We start from the raw sequence: 20,453 nt of genomic DNA on the forward strand, positions 1-20,453 counted from the left end.
GAACGAATCGATCGGCTTTCGCCTGGTCCGGCGGAGCCTCAACGTTGAGTGTTCAAGTCGAAGATGAGGGCCTTTTCCTCGGTGGACAGATCTGAGGCTGCGAGCACCTCCTGCAACACGTTCGACTTTCGCGAGATGTAAGTGTCGATATCGATGGCGGGGTCGCCGGACAGCTCGGTCTTGACTGCACCATATCGATCACGCAAATCATCGCGCCGCCGAAGCACATCACGCACAGCCAAGTGGTTCCTTAGATGCAGCGTGCCTCTCACGCAGACGTATACGTCGCGCGCCGGATGTTCATCGGGTGCATCTAGTGCTTCACGGTCTGTCACACCCAGGTCGCCGCGGTGGAGATAGCCCACGGCCGCGAGTGCTGCGACGGCATCTGCGACGTGCTGGCGTTCCACGATGATGTCAATGTCGAGGACAGGCTTAGCCGCAAGGCCCGGCACAGCAGTGGAGCCGACGTGTTCAATCGACGCCACTGGCACAGTCGCGAGTGCCAGGCGAAGATCGCTCGCCACGCTGGAAAAACGCTTGGGCCACTCTTCGGTATACGGAACGACTTCTACGGGCATTTCGACATGCTCCCACACGCGGTCACTTGTCGCGTTCGACGCTTGCCCTACGTGTCTCGTAACTCGGTTGTCTCGAAACCCATGAGATGCAGCACGGTCGCATCCCAGCGGTGTGCCACCGCATGGACTGGCAAGACGCCCCATATCCCTAGGGTTACAAGACAAACTCAGTGTCGCGTCTAACGCAGGGGTGGTCGAATCCGAACCGGGCGGGTCAAGCGGGAAACAGACGCGCCAGATAGGTCGTGCAATAGCGGTGGGTGACAGTTAGGCGATCGGCCAGCGCGACTGAGCATTCGCGAAGAAAGATCCGCCTGTGGGCGAGGCAGACGTCTTTCTGTCAGGGCAAGGGCAGATCGCGCTCGTCCGTGGTGCTCACTGATCCGTTGCGGGGATGGCCTCGACAGCTGCGGGCGCTGCGGTCTCGCGCAGCTTCTCCCGGCGAGAGCGACGCGACTCCTTGGGTCGCGACAGCGGGTACTTTTCCTCGAGGTGCGGTTCGAGGTAGAGCCTACGAATCGCAATCAGAATAATGTAGCCGCCGATCCAGTACCCAAGAAACAAGACCAACCCCTGCGCGAAGGTGAAGCTCAGCAGGGTCGCGACTACGCCGATACCGATAAAGAGCGATCGCCACGCGCCGGTGACCCGGTCGCGTGCCGCCTGTTGATCGTCAGCGCGGCCCTGCAGTGAATCCACGCGACTATTGAGGGCGGCATTGTCAATCGTGGTGAAAAGATCCCGGACAGGAACCTGCAGTGCCTCGGCTACCAAGGACAGTGTTTCCAGGCTGGCGTCTTGGCCAGCTTCGAGCCGTTGGACAGTTCGGAGGCCGACGCCGCTCGCTGTCGCAAGTCGCTCTTGGGTCCAGCCCTGCGCCTGCCGAAGTTCAATAATTCGTGTCTGGTTCATACGATTCATCCTCGCTCTACCCTTTACGTCAGCACCACGTCACGCTGCCGCCATCGCCCCGCCAGTCAGCCGCCATCGCCCCGCCACTCATTCTCTCGCGAGCAACCGGTCGCGAGAGCGCATCCTCATGCGCGCTATCGCTTCACCTCGCGTGATCGCCGTTACCCTCACGACTCGGCATCGATCATCATGACGAAGGGTTGCTGCTGGTTGACTGTCTTCATGACTCATCGACGGAAGTCTGCCACGGCCACAATCTGGCTCGGCGCACTTGGCGTGCTTGCAGTAGCCGTCCTATTTGCTCCGATCGTCACCGGAGGCTGGTGCGCAGACGCGCCCGCCGGGGGTACCTCAGTTTGTGGGTCATTTCAGAGGTCACTCATGGGCATCGACTCAAGTGTTTGGTTGTGGCTCGCCGCGACTGCCGTCGTAGTGTGCGTCACGTTCGTGGTCGCGCGCGCGGGCGGCGCCGGCTCTCGCAGTAGGGGATCCGTGTACGGACGATCCGCGGCGTCAAACAGTCTCGTAACCCAAGCGTCTCGAAACCCATGGGATGCGAGACGGACGGCAGCGGCGCGCTGGTGTTGCGTAAGAGGTACCGAAGCGCGAATCTTCAACGGGCGGGGCATGCGCGACACCCTCCGGCACCTCGACCTGTAGATCGCAGTGACCGTGCGGGAGTGTCCGCTGGGCGACCGTCAATCGATGAGAAAGCCGGTGCGCGGATCGATCTCAGCGAGGAACGCACGGATCTCGGAGCGGATGTCGTCGTCCGTGAGCGAAGCAGCGCCCGATCCGCCAACCGAGAACCCGTAATTCGCGTTCGGGCCACTGACCCAGGTGTGGTGAATTGAGTCGCCATCTTTCACCACGTCAAACGCCTCGCCGTCGACGACAAATCGAACTGGTGCGGTCACGATGCCATGCTCTCACCTGCGCCCCCATCTCGCACGCTCACGCATGCACTTGAGACGCTCGACGAATTGGATGGATACGTCGATCTGGACAGGTGAGTGGAGCTAAGGCACTGTGGGATAAGACCTGAATATGGAGGTTGCTATGGATAACCAAGAGAAGCCCTCGCTGCGGACGCGCTTGAAGTGGTTGCTCACCGGTCGGCCGATGAGCGATGAAGAAATTCGTGCCGCACGCGCCGCTGGCGACAAGGATCCCACTACGAGAAAGCGCTTCGATATTCCTTGGGGTCGCAACATCGGTGGAAGCGCCTAGGGCAGGCTCCTCAGGCGTCAGGTGCTTATCCGGCCATCGCGTCGAAGCGGCACAGCAGCATTCAAGTTCCTTGTAGTCGTGGGGTGTTTTAGCACGACTGGTGGTACTTGAGCTGCTGGGCCCGTAGGTGGTCGTTGATATGGACCGTTCCAGAAATCGTTGGTGGCCGAGTGTGACCGCACTGAGTGTTTTGTGCATCATTGGATTCTCCGTGAGCGCGAGCATCGTCATCTTGCTCATTCCCTCGTTGTTCCCGTCCGGAGCCGAAGTCCACCCGTTGGTCGTCGCAGGACTTGTGGCGCTCTGTGTCACTTTCGCAGTCGGCGCACGGTACTGGCGCCCAGAGGCGCCAGTGCAAGACCTCCGCTAGCGGGCAACGCTTCACAATTCGGCGCGCGCACGCCCGATGAGGCTGTCCGTCTAGGGAGCGGCTTCCGGGCTTCCATCAAAGCTACGGGCTGCGCCGAGAACCGTCTACGATCGCTCACTCTCCGTCGACGACAACCACATCGCCCGGCCGAACGCAATGAAAAAGATGGTCATACTGACGATCCACACAGCGAGCCCTGCGCGAGAAAGGCCCTCCGAGACAGGTAGCAGCGAAAGTGCCAGCCCGACCACCCACAGACCGAGCGTGACGAACTGAATTCGTCTGACGACTTTCACTGAATTCCACATAGCTCAAAAGGTATCCGAAGACCTCATCGACGTGGTCGCTGGTGACCGATCGGCTCGCAGGCTCGTCTCGCGACCGATCCGTTCGATGTCACTTCTCAAGCAATCGGGTCGGTCGCGAGATCCCACTGCAAGACCGGGAACTCGAACCCGTAGCGTCGCGTGACGTTGTCTACGACGCTCGTGATCCATTCGGGTGCATCGGGCGCTACGTAGACGCGCTCGATAAGTCCGACCAGGTCCACATCGACTGGGATGATTGGCTGCTCGGGGCCGCGGCTGATCGCGGTGTCGCGCGGCAACTCGCGTCGAGCTCGAACATCGACTCGGTCCAGTCCGATGAGCGGGAGGCCTACACCAAACACGAGTCGTCCTTTCGGATGTCTTGTGCACAAAGGCGCAATCTATATACGGTTGAAATCCCTTGATCAAATGGGTGTCGCGTGACCGAGTCAAGGCTGACTCGCGTGGCCCCGGGAAGGAAGAAACTGCAAACTGTAAGAAGTGGGCTTGCTGCGATATCCGCTGCCGTATTGGTAGCAGGCACGCTGGCGTTCGCTGCAACTCCAGCGAACGCAGCTACCGGCGACCAGGATGGTGGTGGCACTGTGGATGCCGGCTCGGTCCGTGTCTTTTACCTGACCTCAGAAAAGATGCCGATCGGCGCACCCGACACGGCATCGCTGAAATCATCGGGAGAGACGGTCGGGGTCTATACCCCAGCCGCGCTGCCGGCCGGCGTCAAGCTGGCAGCCGGAGAAACTGCGAAGCTGATCTACAGTGACGGGGTGGTGGTACAAGAGGCCGTCACGCTTGCATGCACTGCGACATCGACCGTCAGTAACGCGTACGTCGCCACTGGCAAGGCGCGGGTGTCCCATTCTCATGGGCTCAGTGCAGGTTGCTCCGCTACACGGGTCAACGGCATCCTCTACTCCTCCGCATGGCCTTGGCCTGCCCAGCGGGCGTGTATTTCGGTGACGGTGAATCCTGGGTACACCACTTACTGGCAAACGTCCAGAACCTGCACGGGCACCGCGAGCACGGGTTGGTTCGGAGAAAATGCCATCGGCTCATCCTTGGTCGCGTCGTCACCAAGCGTGAACCTGGCCTGCAGCGTCTGAGGGACGTAGATGATGTCCGGATCGGTATCCCCGACTGAATTGGGGAAAGCACGAGCGAGTGGTTCCAAGGTTGGCTTGTCGGTGGTGATCGGTCTCGTAACGGGGGCCGTCATGTACTACCTCGTTACCGTGGCTTCGACGGTGCGAGTCCCAGAGAACTTCATATTCAGTCCCCTGGCTCTCGCCTTGACCGCCCTCGTCGGCGCCGGCGCGGTCGTCATCGCGTGGCGCTGGCCCATCGTCGGTCTGTCTGCCGGAATTCTCATCATTCTCGTGGTCATCGTAATGGCCGCAATGCGAGTGAGATGGTCGTCTGCGCCGTCTGACTGGCTGGACCCGCTGAACACGATTCCCTATGGCGCGGTCACCGCCTACCCTGTGATCGTGGGCGCCGTCATGGTGATGGTTTCAGTGCTGCAGCTGCTGCCCAAACGTAGCTAGACCTCGATCTGCTATTGAGCACTCAGCCCGGTCTGAATGGTCAGTCGACACCCCTGAAAACCTCCCAGCGGAAGTCTTAGCGACAGAGACCGATGTGAACACGTTCCTTGCCAATGGAACGGGAACTCTGCGGCGGTCGCTGTTCAGTGCGGGAGTTGCGGTCTACCCGAGCATCCGTAGCGAGTTTCTGGATTCCGCACCAGCTGATTTCTCGAAGGTTGTGGAGAGCTGGCACGGCCAAGCTCACATCGCGTCGCACATCGAGAAGGTCAGGAAGACTTCTGACGTTTCCGAGCGGCATCTGTTCTTGGTCCCGCTCGATGAAGTACTACCTGGCCGGTTCTTCACCGACGACTTCGAGACGCCTCAACTTCCGCCCCAGGGCTTCGACGACATAGACGCCTTGTGGTTCTGGTCCAACTACTGGCATCGCTTCCTCCTATTCCGGGATCGATCGTGGCGCTGGCTCAACTTCCCTGAGACTCCTCCTGAGTCGTCCCGCTGAGCGTTCCGCTGTCTCGTAACTTTTTTGTCTCGTAACGCATACGATGCAGCACAGTCGCGTCCCAGCGGTCTGTCACCGCAGGGACTGGCGAGACGTCCCATATCCCTAGGGTTATGAGACTGCCGGCAGCCGCGAGCTGGTGTTGCGTAAGAGGTACCTGAGCGCGAATCTTCAACGGGCGGGGTATACGCGACACCTTCCGGCACATCGACCTTTAGATCCCAGAGACCGTGCGGGAGTGTCCGCTGGGTGACCGCCTTTCGGACAGTGCCAGCCCCGCTCGTCGGAGGCGGTTCGATTCAGCGCAACATCCGGAGCTCGACGAGGTTCGGGTCTGCGGGGTTTGTGTACTCGGTCCCGTCGAAGGCGAATCCATTGCGCGCGTAGAACGCGATAGCTCTGGCGTTGCCGCGGAGCACCCAGAGTTGCGCGGGTTCCTCGCCCAGCACTGCGTCGTGAAGGGCCTGGCCCGCGCCGCTGCCGTGAGCGGCAGCAAGGAGGTAGAGGGAAACAGGTGAAGCGGACGTGCGGGTGCGAACCCGTGTTCGGCATCGGGGCCGCTCGCGTCGCCAGCGTTGGCGAAGCCGACAACCCTCTCATTCTGCAACGCCACAGAAATTCGGTCGGGCCCTGGCTGCCGCGACAAGTAGCGACTCCAGAACGTCAGCCGCTGCGCGAAGACCTCCTCTGAGAAGAAACGATCGTCCAGAATCCCGGAATACGTCTCGCGCCAACTCTCCACGTGAGCACGGGCAACGCCTTCGGCATCCGAGACCACCGCCTCTCGAACAATCACCTTGGTGCTGTCGCTCACGAAACAACGATAGGCCGCTCCGGAAGCCGATCCCTGATCGCGACGCTTTCAGTCGCGCAAGCGGATCCCCTACCGGACCACCTGGGCAGGTACGAGTTGAGCGCTGCGCTGACCAGCGGGCCATGTTGCCTGCAGGTCGCGCCACAGCAGAACACACATCACAGTGCCAACCAGGCCGTAGGTCACGGCACCGATCTGGAACACGGCCCCGACGGGGATGGTCAGTGCCAGCACGCCAGCTACGGCCACGCCGAGAGGTGCCGCGGCGCGGGCAACTACCTGGTATGTGCTCGTCACTCGGCCTAGGGCATGCTCGGGGATGTTGGCCTGTCGAACTGTGACGCTCATCACGTTCCAAGTCGTGTTTGCGAACCCGTTGATGGCCAAGAGGGCGGACGCGATCCAGAGCTCGTTCGTGAGGCCCAGCCCGGCAATGGCGCAGGAACTCAGGATCAGTGCGACGAGTGCGCTGCTGGCCCCGCCGAACTTGCGGGTGAAGGGGACGGCAAGACGGGCGCCCAGAAGTGATCCGATTGCGGCGATTGCGAGCATGATTCCGAAACCGGAGGGGCCCGAGTCGAGAATCGTCGCGGCGTAGACCGCGGCGATGCCCCAGAAGGAGCCTGCGGCTGCACCCCACACGGCCAACAGGATCGACATGCGCGCAAGGAGCCGTGAGTCGAGGACGATGGTGATCCCTTCACGTAGTTGGCGGAAGAACCGGCCAACACGGGTTCCGATCTTGTCGCGGGCGGGCGTATTGGTGACGCGGATCCCGATGGCGAACGGAGTCGCGGCGAGGAGGAGAAAAGCGTTGACGGCCAAGGGTAGGCCCGTCGCGAGGGCGAAAAGCACGCCTCCCAAAGCGCGGCCAAGGAACATCTCCCCAACGATCATCCCCGTCTGAATATCCGAGTTCGCGCGCGACAGGGAATCCCTGGGGACAGCGCGCGGGATGAGCGTCTGGGTAGCGGGGTCGGCGAAGGCTTCGGCGATGCCGTACACCACGGCGGCGACGCAGAGAGTGGCGATGGAGGCCGCACCGGTGAGGATCGTGGCGGCGAGGATGACCAGGGTCGCCGCGCGGATGAGGTGCCCTGTGACGATGATCGCCACAGGGCGCGTGGCATCCACGATCACGCCAGCGATCGGTCCAAACACGAGCGCCGACAGGAAGGTGCACACGGTCACCAGGGCTATCAGCGATGTGTCATCCGTGAGACGGGTCGCGAGCAGGGGAAGCGCGACCAGTCGAATACCGTCCCCTAGAGCGGTCAGAGTGGATGACGCCCAGAGGCGTCGGAAGTTGCGGCCAAGGCGCGGTTCAGGCATCGTCGGGGGATTCCCCGAACACGAAGGAAGACACTGTCGTCATGGTCCCCGTTGGGTCCTCCAGCGTTCGGATCTCCGCGAGCGCGCGCTTCAAGATCGCGGCCGCTTCCTCCCGCCCGGCATTGTGGAGCCTCATCTGCCCGATGAAGAGCCGGGGGGTGCTCGATTGGCCCAGCTGCGTCGCCAAAGAGTGCAGCACTGCGACCCGCGCACGGATCCCTGCCTCGCCCGTCTCCCCTTCGAAGGCCGGAGCGGCCACACGCCACGTCACCTGAGTCCCACCGCGAACGGTGCGCGTTCCATTTCGGACGACCATTCCCGCCCGCTCGAGCACCTCGAGGTGGTAGATCACACTCCCTTTCGGGGCGCGAAGCTGTTCGGCCAGAGCCGCGGCACTAGCTGACCCCGTCGCCAAGACGAACATGATTCGCCGCCGCCGCTCGCTGGCCAAGGCCTTCAACTGAACGGGCGCCGCGCGGTTGCCTGTGTCGCTCTCTTCTTCCGTCACCGCTTAAGTGTCGATTAATCCCGACACTTAAGCAAGCCAGGAGGAAGCCCGGCGCGGTTCACGTACTGAGGTGGTCCGGGGAGGGATCGTCGAGTGAAATGGGTGTCCCGTAACCTATGCGTCTCGAAACCCATGAGATGCAGCACAGTCGCGTCCCAGCGGTGTGCCACCGCAGGGACTGGCGAGACGCCCCATATCCCTAGGGTTGCAAGACAAACTCAGTGTCGCGTGTAACGCAGGGTGAGCGAATCCGAACCGGGCGGGTCAAGCGGGAAACAGACGGAATGCGAGGCGCACAGTTCCAACGTGAGGAAGCCGTCTACCTCGCGCTCACCGCTGGTAATGGCGAGGGGGGCGATTCGAGCGACGATCGAGTCAAACAGGGAGGCGGGGCAACGGGATGCATGAGCCAGACCCCACTGACATCGACCTCCCTGTCACTCAACCGATCGACCTGACCTGGTTGGTCACGGAAACTTTGAAGTCCGATCACCGAGGGATCCCTCATCGCAGGCTCAGAATACTCGGCGTCAGTATCTGGCGGAGAAACCGCCGTCCGTTTTGAGTAGCTGGCCTGAGACCCATCGGCCCTCCTCCGAGAGAAGGAACGATGTCACCGCGGCAATGTCTTTGGGAGTGCCGATCCTGCCGAGCGGGTGATGGGAAGTCATGCCGTCGCGCAGGTCGTCATCCATCCATCCCGTATCGATCGGCCCGGGGTTGACCACATTCGCGGAGATGCCGATCGGTCCAAGCTCCCGCGCGGCGGAGATGACGATCCGGTCGAGTGCACCCTTGGAGGCGCCGTAGGGCAGGTTGCCGGTTGTGTGATCGCTCGTGAACGCCACGATGGCTCCGCCGCTCTGTGAGGCCTGTCGTGCGAAGGCGGCGATCAGGAGGAGGGATGCTCGGGCGTTCACGGCGACGTGGGCATCGAAGCTCGCTGCCGTCGTGTCAAGGATGCCTGACTCGACGTCATGGGCGTGGCTGAGTACGAGGCCGCTCAGTTTGCCACGCTCTTCGGTTACCCGTTTGATGAGTTCGGATGGGCCCTCAGAAGTTGATAGATCGCATGGGTAGTCTCCGGCGTGGAGGTCGCTGGTCACGACTTCCCATCCGTCGGCGATAAGGCGTGGGACTACGCCGGCGGCGATGCTGTTGGCGCGTGCCGCGCCGGTAACGAGAACAAGGACCATGACCGCACTCTATCCTCAGCTTCCTGCGCCGGTGTTTCACGCGCGCAAGCGGATCGTCGACAGCCTCGGACTATACGTCGGGCGCCAGTTCCGCGGCGTAGTCGCTAGCAGCGCGACCGTACATCGGCAGATGCGGGGCAAGGGCTGTCAGCGCGGTCCGCAACGCGTCGTTGGGCCGACCCGCGATGTGAAGCGCAAGAGCAAGGAATGCGGCAGGTGCATCACCGAGCTCGGGAGCATCGAGCTGCTCGAGCAGGCCGATCGACTCGTCGACGAAGCCGAGGTTTCGCAGCGTGCTCGCGAGTTGGAGCGTGACCTGGTGTTGTTCCTCAAGCCCCAAACCAGCGTCCAGCGCACGGCGATATGGCTCGACAGCTTGGGCGCCGAGATCGAGCGCATCATGAACGCCGCCCCACTCGGCCAGCGCTCGTGCGCCTCCCTCGGGGCGCTCTTCAACGAGCGCTCGCATGCCGGCCAGCATGTCCTGAGGCTTGCTGTCATCGAAAGTCTCCCAGAACGCCGCAACCCGGGAATCCCACTCAGCCTTCTCATTCACGTGGCAATGATGGTTGACCGCACTCACTCATACCGGCGTGATCGCAGTGTTCACGCGCACCATGCCCACCCACGGACACTGCACCTATGCGGATCCGTCAGCGAAAGTCCGAATCCAGTGAGATGCGAGCGCTTCGGATTCTGCTTTGATCGTCTGATGCCTTCGAACATCGAGATCAAAGCACGCGTCGTCGATCGGGACGCACTCATCGACCGGGTTGCACGGTTTGCCACATCGCCCCGCATCGACATCGCGCAAGACGATACGTTCTTCCGCTGCGGCGCCGGTCGGTTAAAGCTCCGAACACTCCATGAGAATCGCGGCGAGCTCATCTTCTACCAACGCCCCAACGAGGCGGGACCCCGCACTTCCTTTTACACGGCAACCGAGACCAGTGATCCTGACGGGCTTCGCAAAACGCTCACCCTCGCGTACGGCTCGGCTGGCCGAGTTCGTAAGCACCGCGTTGCGTTTGTCGCCGGTCGAACCCGTATCCATTTGGATCGCGTCGAAGACCTTGGTGACTTCATCGAACTAGAAGTGGCGATCGACGACCCTGCAGACATCGACGGTGCAACTAGTGAGGCGCAGTCAATCATGGCGACTCTCGGCATCGAGTCGTCCCAGCTCGTCTCGACCGCTTACGTCGACCTCGCCAAAGACTCCCGATAGGCCGTACATTTTCCGGGCGCGTTAAGAGCGTGTCGTAAGCAGCGAGTGGGGCCGGATGACGGCGTCAATCGAGCGTCGCTATTCGATCACAGGGCCATCTCACTGACCGATCCGCGCAGGGACGATTCGCCGCGTCAAACTGTCTCGGAACCCAAGCGTCTCGAAACCCATGGGATTCGAGACACGGAGGTTACGAGACACCTCGGCGGCCCGCCTACTGGAGTGATGTGACGATCCGTTCAAAGGATCAAACGTGTCAGCCGGGTTGGACCCAGAAACTCTGCGGACAGCGCCGGCACCGCCGGTGCTCTCATGGGATGAGCGTGGTATCCTAGATTCATCACGATCAGCCCGCTCGCCTCACGGCTCGGGCTGATTTTCTTTTAGGAGACACGTGGTCGACTACACAAAGCCGTGGCTGTCCATCGATCAACAGATCGCACAGTTGCGCGACCGCGGCTTGTTGATCGGCGACGTCACCAGCGCGTCCAACCTGCTACAAGAGGTCGGCTACTACCGACTCACCGGCTATCTGTACCCAGCCCGGCAGTCTGAACAATATGTAGACGCGCAGGGCCGCACACGCACGAAAATACTGAACACGTATCGCGCGGATACCTACATCGAGCATGCAGCTGCCTTGATTGCATTCGACCGCGAACTTCGCCTTCTCGTCCTCGACGCCGTCGAACGCATCGAAGTCTCCTTGCGAACTCAGGTCGGCTACATCCTGGGCGCGGAATCAGCGTTTGCGCATCTCAACGAGCGTAACTTCGTTCCCAGTTTCGTCGCACCATATCTCAATCCGAAGACGGACATCGAGACAAGCAAGCACGCTGAGTGGATCTCACGAGTGGACGAGAGACGCACAAGTTCGAAGGAAGCGTTCGTCGAACACTTCCGAACGAAGTACGACAATCAGATGCCGATCTGGGCTCTTACCGAGATTCTGGAACTGGGAAACTTGGCCACGCTGTATGGCGGCTTGCAGAACGACCTCGCCACTCGGATCGCACGTCACTACGAGGTGCCGACCAAGACCATACTGGCGAGCTGGATCTCGAGCATCAACTACGTTCGGAACGTCGCAGCCCACCAAGCGCGGCTGTTCAACAGGAAATTGGTCGTCGCCCCCACCCGGCCCAAGGAAGGTGCCATCCAGCTCCTGAATCACCTTCGCCACGAATCGGCCCCGAAGCAAGACTTCGGCCTCTACAACGCACTATCGATCATGGCGTACCTCCTACGCGGCATCTCGGGATACTCGGAATGGGTCGCACAGCTCCGAGCACTCATCCCGACTTTCCCCGTCTCGCCACACCTCAACATCGACAGCATGGGATTCCCTGCTGGCTGGGAGGGCGAGCCGCTCTGGAACCTCCCCGGAGATACTACGCACTAGTGGTCGTCAGGCCGTTGCGGCTGGGTCTCGCATCCCATGGATTTCGAGACACCTTGGTTGCGAGACACGCAGTCGGCCGACGCGGTTCCCTTGAGGCGTCGATTTGTCGCAGTCGTTTATGGCTGGAGCGGGATCAAATTAGTGTACTAGGAAGGCTCAAAACGGTGGACTAAGCGTGCCCATAATGGTAGCTTGGAAACGATCAAGATGGTGTACTAGTCGAGGTGGGTGGGAGATTCATCACTATGGACGGGTACAAGAGACGGATCATCGATGACTCAATCGACGAGCTTTTTCCTTCGTTCGCTGCAATCTCCATCGATGGAGCTCGCGCGATCGGGAAGACCTCCACTGGGAGGCAGCGAGCGAAGACAATTCTTGATTTGGATCTCCCCGAAACGCGGGAGTTGATCCAAGCGGATCCAAAGCACTTGAACCGAGTAGACACTCCCGTCCTCATCGATGAATGGCAACATGTCCCCGAGGTCTGGGACCGTGTCCGCCGCCTTGTCGACAGTGACTCGACCGGCGAACGGTTCATCTTGGCCGGCAGCGCCGCCCCCGTTGGCACCCACCTCCACTCCGGCGCCGGCCGCATCATCAGATTCCGGATGCGACCTCTCTCCATCGCGGAACGTAACTTGGTAATACCCACCGTCCGAGTCCGCGATCTGCTCAGCGCAGACGTCCCGGACATCCACGGGTCCAGTGACGTCGAACTGCGCGACTACGTCCGCGAAATCGTCACCTCAGGATTCCCGCAACCCCGGCAAATGAGTGATCGTGCCCGCGGAGTTTGGCTGGATGATTACATCGAGCGAGTCATCACTCATGACTTCACGGAACAGGGGCACCGCATCCGTCGGCCTGAACTGCTGCGCGGCTGGTTGCGGGGTTACGCCGCGGCCACGGCCTCCGCAACCACGTTCGCGAAGATCGGTGCCAGTCTCGACCCAGGTGAACCAACTGGACCGACGAAGAAGACGTCGATCGCCTACCGCGACGTCCTCAGCAGCCTCTACCTGCTCGACCAAGTCGACGCCTGGTCACCCAGTCAAAAGCTCCTGTCGCGAACTGCCCTCGCGCCGAAGCACTTTCTCGCAGATCCGGCACTCTCCGCGCGCCTACTCAATCTCAATGAGGTCAAACTGTTGTCGGCCGCCCAACCGGTGACCAACAACCGGGATCGAACTCGCCTCGGCGATTTCTTCGAAGCACTCGTCGCCCTCAGCCTCCAGACCTATGCGGCAGCGAACGACGCGCAGGTGTCCCACTTCCGTGACCATGATGGGCGGCACGAGATTGACTTCATCATCCACCGAGGACACGCAGAAGCTGTCGGTGTTGAAGTGAAGCTAAAAACCGCGATCACCGACCACGACGTTCGCCACCTGCTCTGGCTGAAGAAGTCGCTCCCCGACCAGATCGTCGACCTCGTCGTCATCAACACGGGCGCCCACGCCTATCGTCGACAGGATGGCGTGGCGGTTGTCCCGCTCGCGTTGCTCACCTCCTGAGAACGCCCCGCGCCGCAGGTGTCGATGTCCGAAGTCGTCGACACTTCTGCCCGAAGTCCTCAACACTCGTGTGCATCAGCCGATCCCACGGGGCAGGGCAACTGTCTCGAATCCCATGGGTTGCGAGACACCGGCGATCACAGAACACCGTTTAAGAGCGCGGAACTCCACACCCATGATTAGCCTGATCATGTCCGGCGCCACGGTCACAGCGGCGGAGTAGGTCGTGGCCTGGTTGACTAGCGGCTGAGGCTATTGCTCCGATCCCAATGTCGTCTGAGCGTGCTAGATTGCTGTCAATCGTTCAGCCCGCCCGGAACCCTCCGGTGTGGGCTGGATTTCTTTGAGCGTGGCATCATCGTTTGTGTGCCGTGGGATTTCATACGCCGATCCCACCAGAGCAAACTGCTGGCTGAGAGATCGGCGCCGTGGTTGCTGGTGGCGCAACCCGGAGTGCCGCCCTGCTGAGATCGACCTGAGCGCCCTTCCGAGACTCCTCGATCGTTGGCTCCGGGACGCCCCGCCGCATCGCGTCGGCCAACTCTTCGCGCGCTGCGCGGGCAGACCCCGCAACGACGATTGTCTCGTTCCAGCGGCGACCGCGAGTGAGCCCGACGTAGAGCCCCGCTGCGTCGACGCCCGGGCCCACGATGGATGTATCGACAGTCTCACCCTGAATCCCGTGCACGGTCGAAGCGTAGGCAAGCTGAACGTGATCGGCCGCATACTCGGCGCGGATCGTGCGCGTCTCCGTCGAGTCTGCCAGATTTGCGACGGCGAGACGGTCGCCATCGATCCCGGTGATGATCCAACTCGCGCGGTTCTGCACAGCGGCCACGCTGTCGTTCCGGCGGGTCTGGATCACATCACCCACGAACAGCCGTTGTCCGTCGCGACCGAGCGCGACAGCATCCATCACCAGCTCTCCAGCGTCGATCCGGCGCTGTTGGATGGCGGCGCTGATCGCGTTGGCGTCGTCGTTGGTCGCCACCACGAGCGCCACGCGCTCACCGCGACCGGCTCGTTCGAACCATGCGTCGACCATCGCGTCGTGCGCGGCGTCTGTGCTTGTGACCCGCGCGACGTGACCGCCTGCCTCGAGCATCTCGGCGACCTCAGTAGCTTCCGCCGGAGTCGAAACCTGCCGTAGCTTCAGCGTGAGCTTTCCATATTCCGGATTCGCAAAGCGATGCACGGCATGCAGCTCGACGACATGGTCGGCGTGACGTGTGAGTAGCGCCATCGCCCCGAGGTGGCCAACCGGCGCAGCTTGACGCGGGTCACCAATCATCGCCATCCCCGCGCCGGTCTCCGCAAGAACCAACCCGAGTGCGTCCGCGCTCTGCAAGTCGACCATGCCGGCCTCATCGACGATGACGCGGTCGCCAGCACGCAGCGCAAAACGTTGTGGTCCGACGTAGCGACGCCCGGTGACCTCGTCGATTTCACCAACGCCCAGGCGCGACCATCGCTGACCGGCTACTGGATCATCTCCCCAGCGCCATCCGTAGTCCGCGAGCAATGCGTGCAGACTTGATGCTGCAACGCCCACCTCTCGCTCGGCGACGACCGCCGCCTTCTTCGTCGGGGCGACGAGAATCATGGTCCTGCGCTGGCGGGCGAGCGCGTCACGCGCGACGCGGAGCAGCGTCGTCTTTCCAGATCCGGCGGGGCCGGTCACCGAGACAAGTCGGCTTGTGCTTGCAATGGTGGATGCTGCCGCTAGCTGCGCAGCGTCGAGTTGGCTGTGCTCCCCCGCGATCTGTCTCATCTGTTTCTGGTTTGGTAACGCGCCGGGTGCCGCGAGGCTCGCGAAGCGGTTGCCGACGCGAAGCTTGAGCATCACGGTCTCCGAGGCCATTAGCGCCTTGATGTGCGGCGGCTTGGCGGGATCCGCGGGCACGAGGTCGAAGGTGTCGTCGAGCGCCCGCGCAACGACGTCATCGATCAGTTCATCGAGCGATGCGCGATCCGCAGCTATACCGCTGCGTGAGATGGCGCGGATCGCTCCCGCGCGAATGTCCCAGGGTGAGAAACGCCCACTGCTCGAGACAGACCGCGCATCAGCATCCACAATTGCCATCTGCGCCAGGTGATCACGGTCGAGGTCGGCGAGTGGCGTTGACTGAAGGAGTGCATTGTGGCGATGCCAGAGCAGGATGGGGTCGATGTCGGCAAGTTCACTGCGCACTCGGTCTTGCCACTCCCCCTCATCGAGGTGGGCGGGTTTGGCCGGGCGTTCTTGCGCCCATGCGAGGGCGTCGATGTGGTGAAGGTCATGAATGCTTGGGTCGCTACCAGGGTGCTCGTTTCGCCAAGTCGCGATGAGGCGAGTGCGGTTGGCCTCGATCTTGTTGGAGCGACGAGAGAGCGGGCGCACCACGTGCGCAAGTTGGGCGATCTCACCGTCGTCATCGAGGGTGTATCCGTGAGTCGCGAGCGCGGCGATCCATCGCGGATCGGTTCTGGCTGCGAGTTCGCCTTCGGCGTTGACGACTGTGTGGAATTTCATCGCGACGCGTGAGTCTAGGCTCGACCACTTGCCGTCGACGCCCTGCACCTTCATGTTCAGCCACAAGTGTCGATGGATGTGAGGGTCGAGCGCGCGCGAGCGTCGATGCTGTAGCTCGACGACCTCGAGCCGTGCAATATCTTCGCGGATGCTGCCGCCATGCCCACGCCGCGCATTTAGCTCACGTTGCCACAGTGTGATCGTCTGATCGCGCATGCGATCCTGGAACGCTTCGAACTCAGCCGCAAGCGCAGGGTCCAGCAGAGCCGCGATGCTGTACGACTTTGGAAAATTGATCGTGCCGTCGAGAAGCAGGTCCGCGTTGTCGGTGCAGTGCGGCCTGCCGCGCTGCGTTCCCGTGATGGGCTCAGCTCCTTCAATCCATCGACGCAGGCGGACAGGGTCGAGACTGTCGCGCGCGATCATTCCGTGTACGACGGTGAATCGCGTGACCGAGCCGCCCTCGCTGTAGGTCGCCGCCGCAGCCGCGCCGGCAGATTCGGAAAGGTGAGCGTCGCAGGTTCCGTCGAATGCGTATGAGATGGCATTGCGGATGCCGCGGGAGTCGACTCCCCGCTTCCAGCTCCGCAGTCCGCCGCGCATGCGACCAGGATACATGCGTACTCGTGTCACCACCAGGCATGGTGCCTACGTGCATTGTTTTTCTTGTCGTGCATTGTTTTTCTTGTCGTGCCGAGTCATGTCGGCGCTCCTTGCACCTAGCGTTCACGGGCCGCGGCGGCGGTTGTTTGAGCGTGCATATGTCGTGGGTTCACCGTGCTTGAACTAGTGCCGGTCTATTGAGACGGCCCGATCCGTCGTTAGTGGGTCTTGCAGAGCCCAATCGGTGCGAGTCAAAGGTGTGCGCAGAGCGACCGGTCTGCGGGCGCTGCGGACCTCCGGGAGTCAGGTGGTACTAAGCCAAGAGAATCGCACTAGCCGGTAGCGATGCGGCGGCAAGCGTGCGCCCGACTCGAACACAACCTCGCTGCGATCGCCGAGAGCCTCGGGCTGCGGGCGCCATCGCTGTACAAACACGTCGATGGGATGCCCGGCATCCGGCGCGGAGTGATGATCCACGCGAAATCCCGCCTTGCCCAGGCGCTTGGCCACGCTGCCATCGGGCGCTCCCGTGACGACGCCGTCAAGCGCATGGCGTTGGCCTACCGCGACTGGGCACGCGCTCACCCGGGACAGTACTCGCTGACCATGCGCGCCGCCCAAGCCGACGACGACGAGGATCTCGAAGCATCCACCGCCATCGCCGACGTCATCTACAACGTCCTGTCTGGCTACGACCTTCATGGCGACGACGCCGTTCACGCCACGCGGTTCCTGCGCTCCGCGCTGCACGGATTCATCGCGCTGGAAACGACTGGCGGATTCGAACTAGCCGTCGATGTCGACCAGAGCTACAGCCTGCTTACCGACAGCGTCGTGACGGCACTCGCAAGCTGGAGCGCAACGTAAGCAAGGCGATTCGCAGCCGGCAGATTTCACGAGCGCGCACGGCTTGTCTGCGATACTGGCCGCATGAAACTTGCAAAGTTGCTTTCCGCTGCCGCTATCGCGACCCTCGCAGTCTCACTCGGTGCGTGCACCTCAAGTAGTTCGGACGACCCGATTGGTGGAGATGTGATCGCGCCGGTGACGATGGAAGCCAACGATTTGCAGGGCGCGACCGTAGACCTCGTTGTCGGGCAGTTTCTCAACATCAACACCGGCTCTCTCGCCACAGACAGCTATTCGGGCGAAACCGCAGATGATTCCGTCGCAGTGTTCATTGCCGGCGAATCGGGCGGAAGCGCCGAGATGAACCCTGGCGTCGAAGGTGTCGGCGTCGGCGAAACTGAAGTCACGATGCAGAACAGCGGGGGCGGAATTCAAGACCTCGTTTTCACTGTGAACGTCTCCGAATAGCTCCCGCGTCGCTGGCCCTCACTCGTGAGGCGGCCGGCGCAGTTTGTTCCGTCGGTGCGACGCTGTTCTGCTTTCAATCATCACGCCGCAGAAAACTGACACGAACGAGCCAGAACCAAGTCACGAGGCAGTCGGCATCGGGCTGGTCGATGCACCGCTTTCTGATGAAGAAAACGGCTCTTGTGTTGTCGGTGCGTGCAACACAACGAAACACAACGCGGGTGCGCGGGAATACCGGCGCGCGACAACGCCTTTTCTTCGGTGGTAGCCAACGCGCTGCACTCCCCCCCGTCCGCGACAAGATTGCTTCCACCATGTCTGCAACCGATCACGCCTCCTGGCGCGCAACGCGTGCACGCGCTGTCACAGCCCCGACCGGGAACCTGGCACTCATAGAGACCCGATGGACAGGCGCGCCAGCCGACATCGCCACCGAGCGCGCAAATGCTGTCGCCGGTGTCGCGATCACCGAACTCAAGCGCACCTCCATCGAGAACGGCGAGGTCGAGCACGGCCTGCGTCGCTGGGATGCTGACTCACCAGCGATCCGCGCGTTTGAACACATCGACACGTACGACTACGACCCTGCCTGGGTGATCAGCGGCCACTTTGCCCCCGTCAACGGCGACCGCACCGTTCCGTTCGAGCACATCCGCGACAACGGCAGCACTCGCGATCTCATCGTTCCCGGCGACATCACCGTCACGATCGACGGCGAGCGCTTCACCGTCGCCGCCTTCGACGACGGCGGAAAGCTGTTGCTCGTGTTCGGCGATGCGACCAACGGCTCCGAGACCTACGGGCCCGGGCGTTTTCTGTTCGTGGAGCGACCCGCCAGCGAGAACGCAACCGTCGAACTCGATTTCAACCGCGCGTTCGTTCCGCCGTGCGGTTTCTCGGCACAGTTCAACTGTCCGCTCCCCCCGGCATCCAATCGTTTCCCCTTTCCGATTCGCGCGGGTGAGAAGAACGTCATATTCAGTGACGACTTCGACATCTACGCCGCGTAATCATTCACTGCTTTCCTGACCCCTCGCACCCCTACTGGAGCATCCGCATGAGAAAACCCCTATTCGCCCTGTCAGCTCTCGCCGTCTCAGCGCTCGTGCTGGCGGGTTGCAGCACCGCGAGCGACACCACCGACGCAGCCTCTGACGACGCCACCATCTTCGTCGGTTCGCTCTATGAGCCGCAGAACCTCAGCAACACGCAGGGCGGTGGTCAGGGAGTGACCGAAGCGCTCAACGGCAACGTCTATGAAGGGCTCTACAAGCTGACTGACGGCGGCGAAACCGAGCCTCTGCTCGCCGACAGCGTCGAAGTCAGCGACGACGGTCTCACCTACACGGTCACTCTGCGCGACGGAGTAACGTTCCACTCGGGCGCAGAGCTCACCTCGGCCGACGTGAAGTCGAGCGTTGAAGCGGTCATCGCCGAAGACTCACAATCTGCCCGCAAGTCAAGCTTCGGTCCGATGAGCGAGATCACCACACCCGACGATCAGACAGTGGTCTTCACACTGTCAGAGCGATCGATCTCATTCCTGTACAACCTCACCTATGTCTGGATCGTTGGTCCCGAAGCGAGTGTGGATGCTGCCGATGGCACCGGTCCGTACACCCTCGACGAGTGGCGCCAGGGCTCCACTCTGACGCTGGACCGTTGGGACGACTACTGGGGTGATCCCGCGTCGAACGCCGAGGTGGTCTTCACCTACTTCACCGACGCCACCGCAGAGAACAACGCACTGCTCACCGGCGAGGTGGACATTGTGACCAGCATCCAGAGCCCCGATGCGCTCGCCCAGTTCGAAGATAACTCTGACTTCACGGTGAGCGAGGGCACCTCGACCACGAAGGAGCTGCTCGCTTTCAACGACCGCGTTGCGCCGTTTGACGACGCGCTGGTGCGCAAAGCTGTCTATTCGGCTATCGATACCGAGCAGCTGCTCAGTGCAGTATGGGGTGACTACGGCACGCTCATCGGATCGATGGTGCCGCCCACCGATCCCTGGTACCTCGACCTCACGGATGTGAACCCGTACGACCCTGAGCTCTCCGCCGAGCTGCTCGCCGAGGCGGGGTACGAAGATGGCTTCACTTTCACGCTCGACACCCCGAACTACGACCCGCACCCGGTCGTCGCGGAGTTCTTGCAGTCGCAGCTCGCTGAGGTCGGCATCACCGTCGAGATCAACACGATCAGCGCCGACGAGTGGTACACCAAGATCTTCCAAGACCGCGACTTCGACGCGACCCTTCAAGAGCACGTCAACGACCGCGATGTCGTCTGGTACGGCAACCCCGACTTCTACTGGGGCTATGACAACGCCGACGTGCAGCAGTGGGTGGCTGAAGCGGAGCAGTCTGAGACGATGCTCGGCCAGACCGAGCTGCTGATGCAGGTTAACCGTCAGATCGCCGAAGATGCCGCAAGTGTGTGGCTCTACCTTTACCCGCAGATCGTGGTCGCCGACAGCGATCTGAGTGGCTACCCGGTAAACGGCCTGAACTCGCAGTTCTACGTCTACGACATCGTCACTTCCTGACTAGTGTC

General features: G+C 61.9%; 21 protein-coding genes. 12 read left to right on the forward strand and 9 right to left on the reverse strand.

Going from position 1 to position 20,453, the window contains the following annotated elements; translation table 11 throughout:
- Positions 1 to 38 precede the first annotated feature (38 nt).
- The 3 genes from AB0O81_RS04390 to AB0O81_RS04400 all read right to left on the reverse strand — a co-directional run bounded on the left by AB0O81_RS04390 (position 39) and on the right by AB0O81_RS04400 (position 2,410).
- On the reverse strand, positions 39 to 581 hold the full coding sequence (locus tag AB0O81_RS04390; RefSeq protein WP_363581613.1) for a GrpB family protein: 543 nt from the start codon (positions 579 to 581) through the stop codon (positions 39 to 41).
- A gap of 375 nt (positions 582 to 956) precedes the next feature.
- Positions 957 to 1,493, reverse strand: coding sequence for a helix-turn-helix transcriptional regulator (locus AB0O81_RS04395; RefSeq protein ID WP_363581615.1), 537 nt, complete (start codon positions 1,491 to 1,493; stop codon positions 957 to 959).
- 698 nt (positions 1,494 to 2,191) lie between these two features.
- Positions 2,192 to 2,410 (reverse strand): hypothetical protein, encoded by a 219-nt coding sequence (locus AB0O81_RS04400; RefSeq protein ID WP_363581617.1) that lies wholly within the window; start codon positions 2,408 to 2,410, stop codon positions 2,192 to 2,194.
- Positions 2,411 to 2,552: 142 nt separating this feature from the next.
- Between AB0O81_RS04400 and AB0O81_RS04405 the strand changes: the two genes are divergently transcribed.
- Together AB0O81_RS04405 and AB0O81_RS04410 are read left to right on the forward strand one after the other, a co-directional pair.
- On the forward strand, positions 2,553 to 2,723 hold the full coding sequence (locus AB0O81_RS04405) for a hypothetical protein (RefSeq protein ID WP_363581619.1): 171 nt from the start codon (positions 2,553 to 2,555) through the stop codon (positions 2,721 to 2,723).
- A gap of 211 nt (positions 2,724 to 2,934) precedes the next feature.
- Positions 2,935 to 3,093: a hypothetical protein gene (locus tag AB0O81_RS04410; protein ID WP_363581621.1), complete on the forward strand. Its 159-nt coding sequence runs from the start codon at positions 2,935 to 2,937 to the stop codon at positions 3,091 to 3,093.
- A 403-nt stretch (positions 3,094 to 3,496) separates the two neighbouring features.
- Here AB0O81_RS04410 and AB0O81_RS04415 read toward each other — a convergent pair whose 3' ends face one another.
- Positions 3,497 to 3,763 (reverse strand): hypothetical protein, encoded by a 267-nt coding sequence (locus tag AB0O81_RS04415; RefSeq protein WP_363581623.1) that lies wholly within the window; start codon positions 3,761 to 3,763, stop codon positions 3,497 to 3,499.
- A 243-nt stretch (positions 3,764 to 4,006) separates the two neighbouring features.
- On the opposite strand from AB0O81_RS04415, the gene AB0O81_RS04420 reads away from it, so the two are divergent.
- The 3 genes from AB0O81_RS04420 to AB0O81_RS04430 all read left to right on the forward strand — a co-directional run bounded on the left by AB0O81_RS04420 (position 4,007) and on the right by AB0O81_RS04430 (position 5,468).
- Positions 4,007 to 4,522 carry a hypothetical protein gene (locus tag AB0O81_RS04420; RefSeq protein ID WP_363581624.1) on the forward strand — a complete coding sequence of 172 codons (516 nt, stop codon included), beginning with the start codon at positions 4,007 to 4,009 and terminating at the stop codon, positions 4,520 to 4,522.
- 81 nt (positions 4,523 to 4,603) lie between these two features.
- The gene (locus AB0O81_RS04425) at positions 4,604 to 4,963 is read left to right on the forward strand and encodes a hypothetical protein (protein ID WP_363581626.1); all 360 of its coding nucleotides are present in this window, start codon (positions 4,604 to 4,606) and stop codon (positions 4,961 to 4,963) included.
- A gap of 94 nt (positions 4,964 to 5,057) precedes the next feature.
- Positions 5,058 to 5,468 (forward strand): hypothetical protein, encoded by a 411-nt coding sequence (locus AB0O81_RS04430; RefSeq protein WP_363581628.1) that lies wholly within the window; start codon positions 5,058 to 5,060, stop codon positions 5,466 to 5,468.
- Positions 5,469 to 6,351: 883 nt separating this feature from the next.
- Here the strand turns inward: AB0O81_RS04430 and AB0O81_RS04435 are convergent.
- From AB0O81_RS04435 to AB0O81_RS04450, 4 genes are all read right to left on the reverse strand, one after another.
- Positions 6,352 to 7,614 (reverse strand): MFS transporter, encoded by a 1,263-nt coding sequence (locus AB0O81_RS04435; protein WP_363581630.1) that lies wholly within the window; start codon positions 7,612 to 7,614, stop codon positions 6,352 to 6,354.
- Positions 7,607 to 8,122 (reverse strand): winged helix-turn-helix domain-containing protein, encoded by a 516-nt coding sequence (locus tag AB0O81_RS04440; RefSeq protein WP_363581631.1) that lies wholly within the window; start codon positions 8,120 to 8,122, stop codon positions 7,607 to 7,609. The genes AB0O81_RS04435 and AB0O81_RS04440 overlap by 8 nt, the downstream gene beginning before the upstream one ends.
- A gap of 530 nt (positions 8,123 to 8,652) precedes the next feature.
- Entirely contained in the window at positions 8,653 to 9,318 is a 666-nt protein-coding gene (locus AB0O81_RS04445; RefSeq protein ID WP_363581633.1) for an SDR family oxidoreductase, read from the reverse strand.
- 70 nt (positions 9,319 to 9,388) lie between these two features.
- A complete protein-coding gene (locus AB0O81_RS04450) occupies positions 9,389 to 9,874 on the reverse strand; it encodes a tetratricopeptide repeat protein (RefSeq protein ID WP_363581635.1) in 486 nt (161 codons plus the stop codon).
- A 156-nt stretch (positions 9,875 to 10,030) separates the two neighbouring features.
- Between AB0O81_RS04450 and AB0O81_RS04455 the strand changes: the two genes are divergently transcribed.
- From AB0O81_RS04455 to AB0O81_RS04465, 3 genes are all read left to right on the forward strand, one after another.
- On the forward strand, positions 10,031 to 10,546 hold the full coding sequence (locus AB0O81_RS04455; protein WP_363581637.1) for a class IV adenylate cyclase: 516 nt from the start codon (positions 10,031 to 10,033) through the stop codon (positions 10,544 to 10,546).
- A 394-nt stretch (positions 10,547 to 10,940) separates the two neighbouring features.
- A complete protein-coding gene (locus AB0O81_RS04460) occupies positions 10,941 to 11,948 on the forward strand; it encodes an Abi family protein (protein WP_363581639.1) in 1,008 nt (335 codons plus the stop codon).
- 245 nt (positions 11,949 to 12,193) lie between these two features.
- A complete protein-coding gene (locus AB0O81_RS04465; RefSeq protein ID WP_363581641.1) occupies positions 12,194 to 13,465 on the forward strand; it encodes a DUF4143 domain-containing protein in 1,272 nt (423 codons plus the stop codon).
- 379 nt (positions 13,466 to 13,844) lie between these two features.
- Here AB0O81_RS04465 and AB0O81_RS04470 read toward each other — a convergent pair whose 3' ends face one another.
- Positions 13,845 to 16,580, reverse strand: coding sequence for an AAA family ATPase (locus AB0O81_RS04470; RefSeq protein ID WP_363581643.1), 2,736 nt, complete (start codon positions 16,578 to 16,580; stop codon positions 13,845 to 13,847).
- A gap of 345 nt (positions 16,581 to 16,925) precedes the next feature.
- Here AB0O81_RS04470 and AB0O81_RS04475 point away from each other — a divergent pair, with 345 nt between their 5' ends.
- The 4 genes from AB0O81_RS04475 (at position 16,926) to AB0O81_RS04490 (ending at position 20,445) form a co-directional block, all read left to right on the forward strand.
- On the forward strand, positions 16,926 to 17,447 hold the full coding sequence (locus AB0O81_RS04475) for a TetR-like C-terminal domain-containing protein (protein ID WP_363581645.1): 522 nt from the start codon (positions 16,926 to 16,928) through the stop codon (positions 17,445 to 17,447).
- Between the two features lie 63 nt (positions 17,448 to 17,510).
- On the forward strand, positions 17,511 to 17,897 hold the full coding sequence (locus AB0O81_RS04480) for a hypothetical protein (protein WP_363581647.1): 387 nt from the start codon (positions 17,511 to 17,513) through the stop codon (positions 17,895 to 17,897).
- Positions 17,898 to 18,211: 314 nt separating this feature from the next.
- Positions 18,212 to 18,907 carry a DUF1684 domain-containing protein gene (locus AB0O81_RS04485; RefSeq protein WP_363581649.1) on the forward strand — a complete coding sequence of 232 codons (696 nt, stop codon included), beginning with the start codon at positions 18,212 to 18,214 and terminating at the stop codon, positions 18,905 to 18,907.
- Positions 18,908 to 18,954: 47 nt separating this feature from the next.
- A complete protein-coding gene (locus AB0O81_RS04490) occupies positions 18,955 to 20,445 on the forward strand; it encodes an ABC transporter substrate-binding protein (RefSeq protein WP_363581651.1) in 1,491 nt (496 codons plus the stop codon).
- Positions 20,446 to 20,453: the final 8 nt, after the last annotated feature.

Origin of the sequence: Microbacterium sp. NPDC076911 (assembly GCF_040687125.1) — a bacterium.
Taxonomy (GTDB): domain Bacteria; phylum Actinomycetota; class Actinomycetes; order Actinomycetales; family Microbacteriaceae; genus Microbacterium.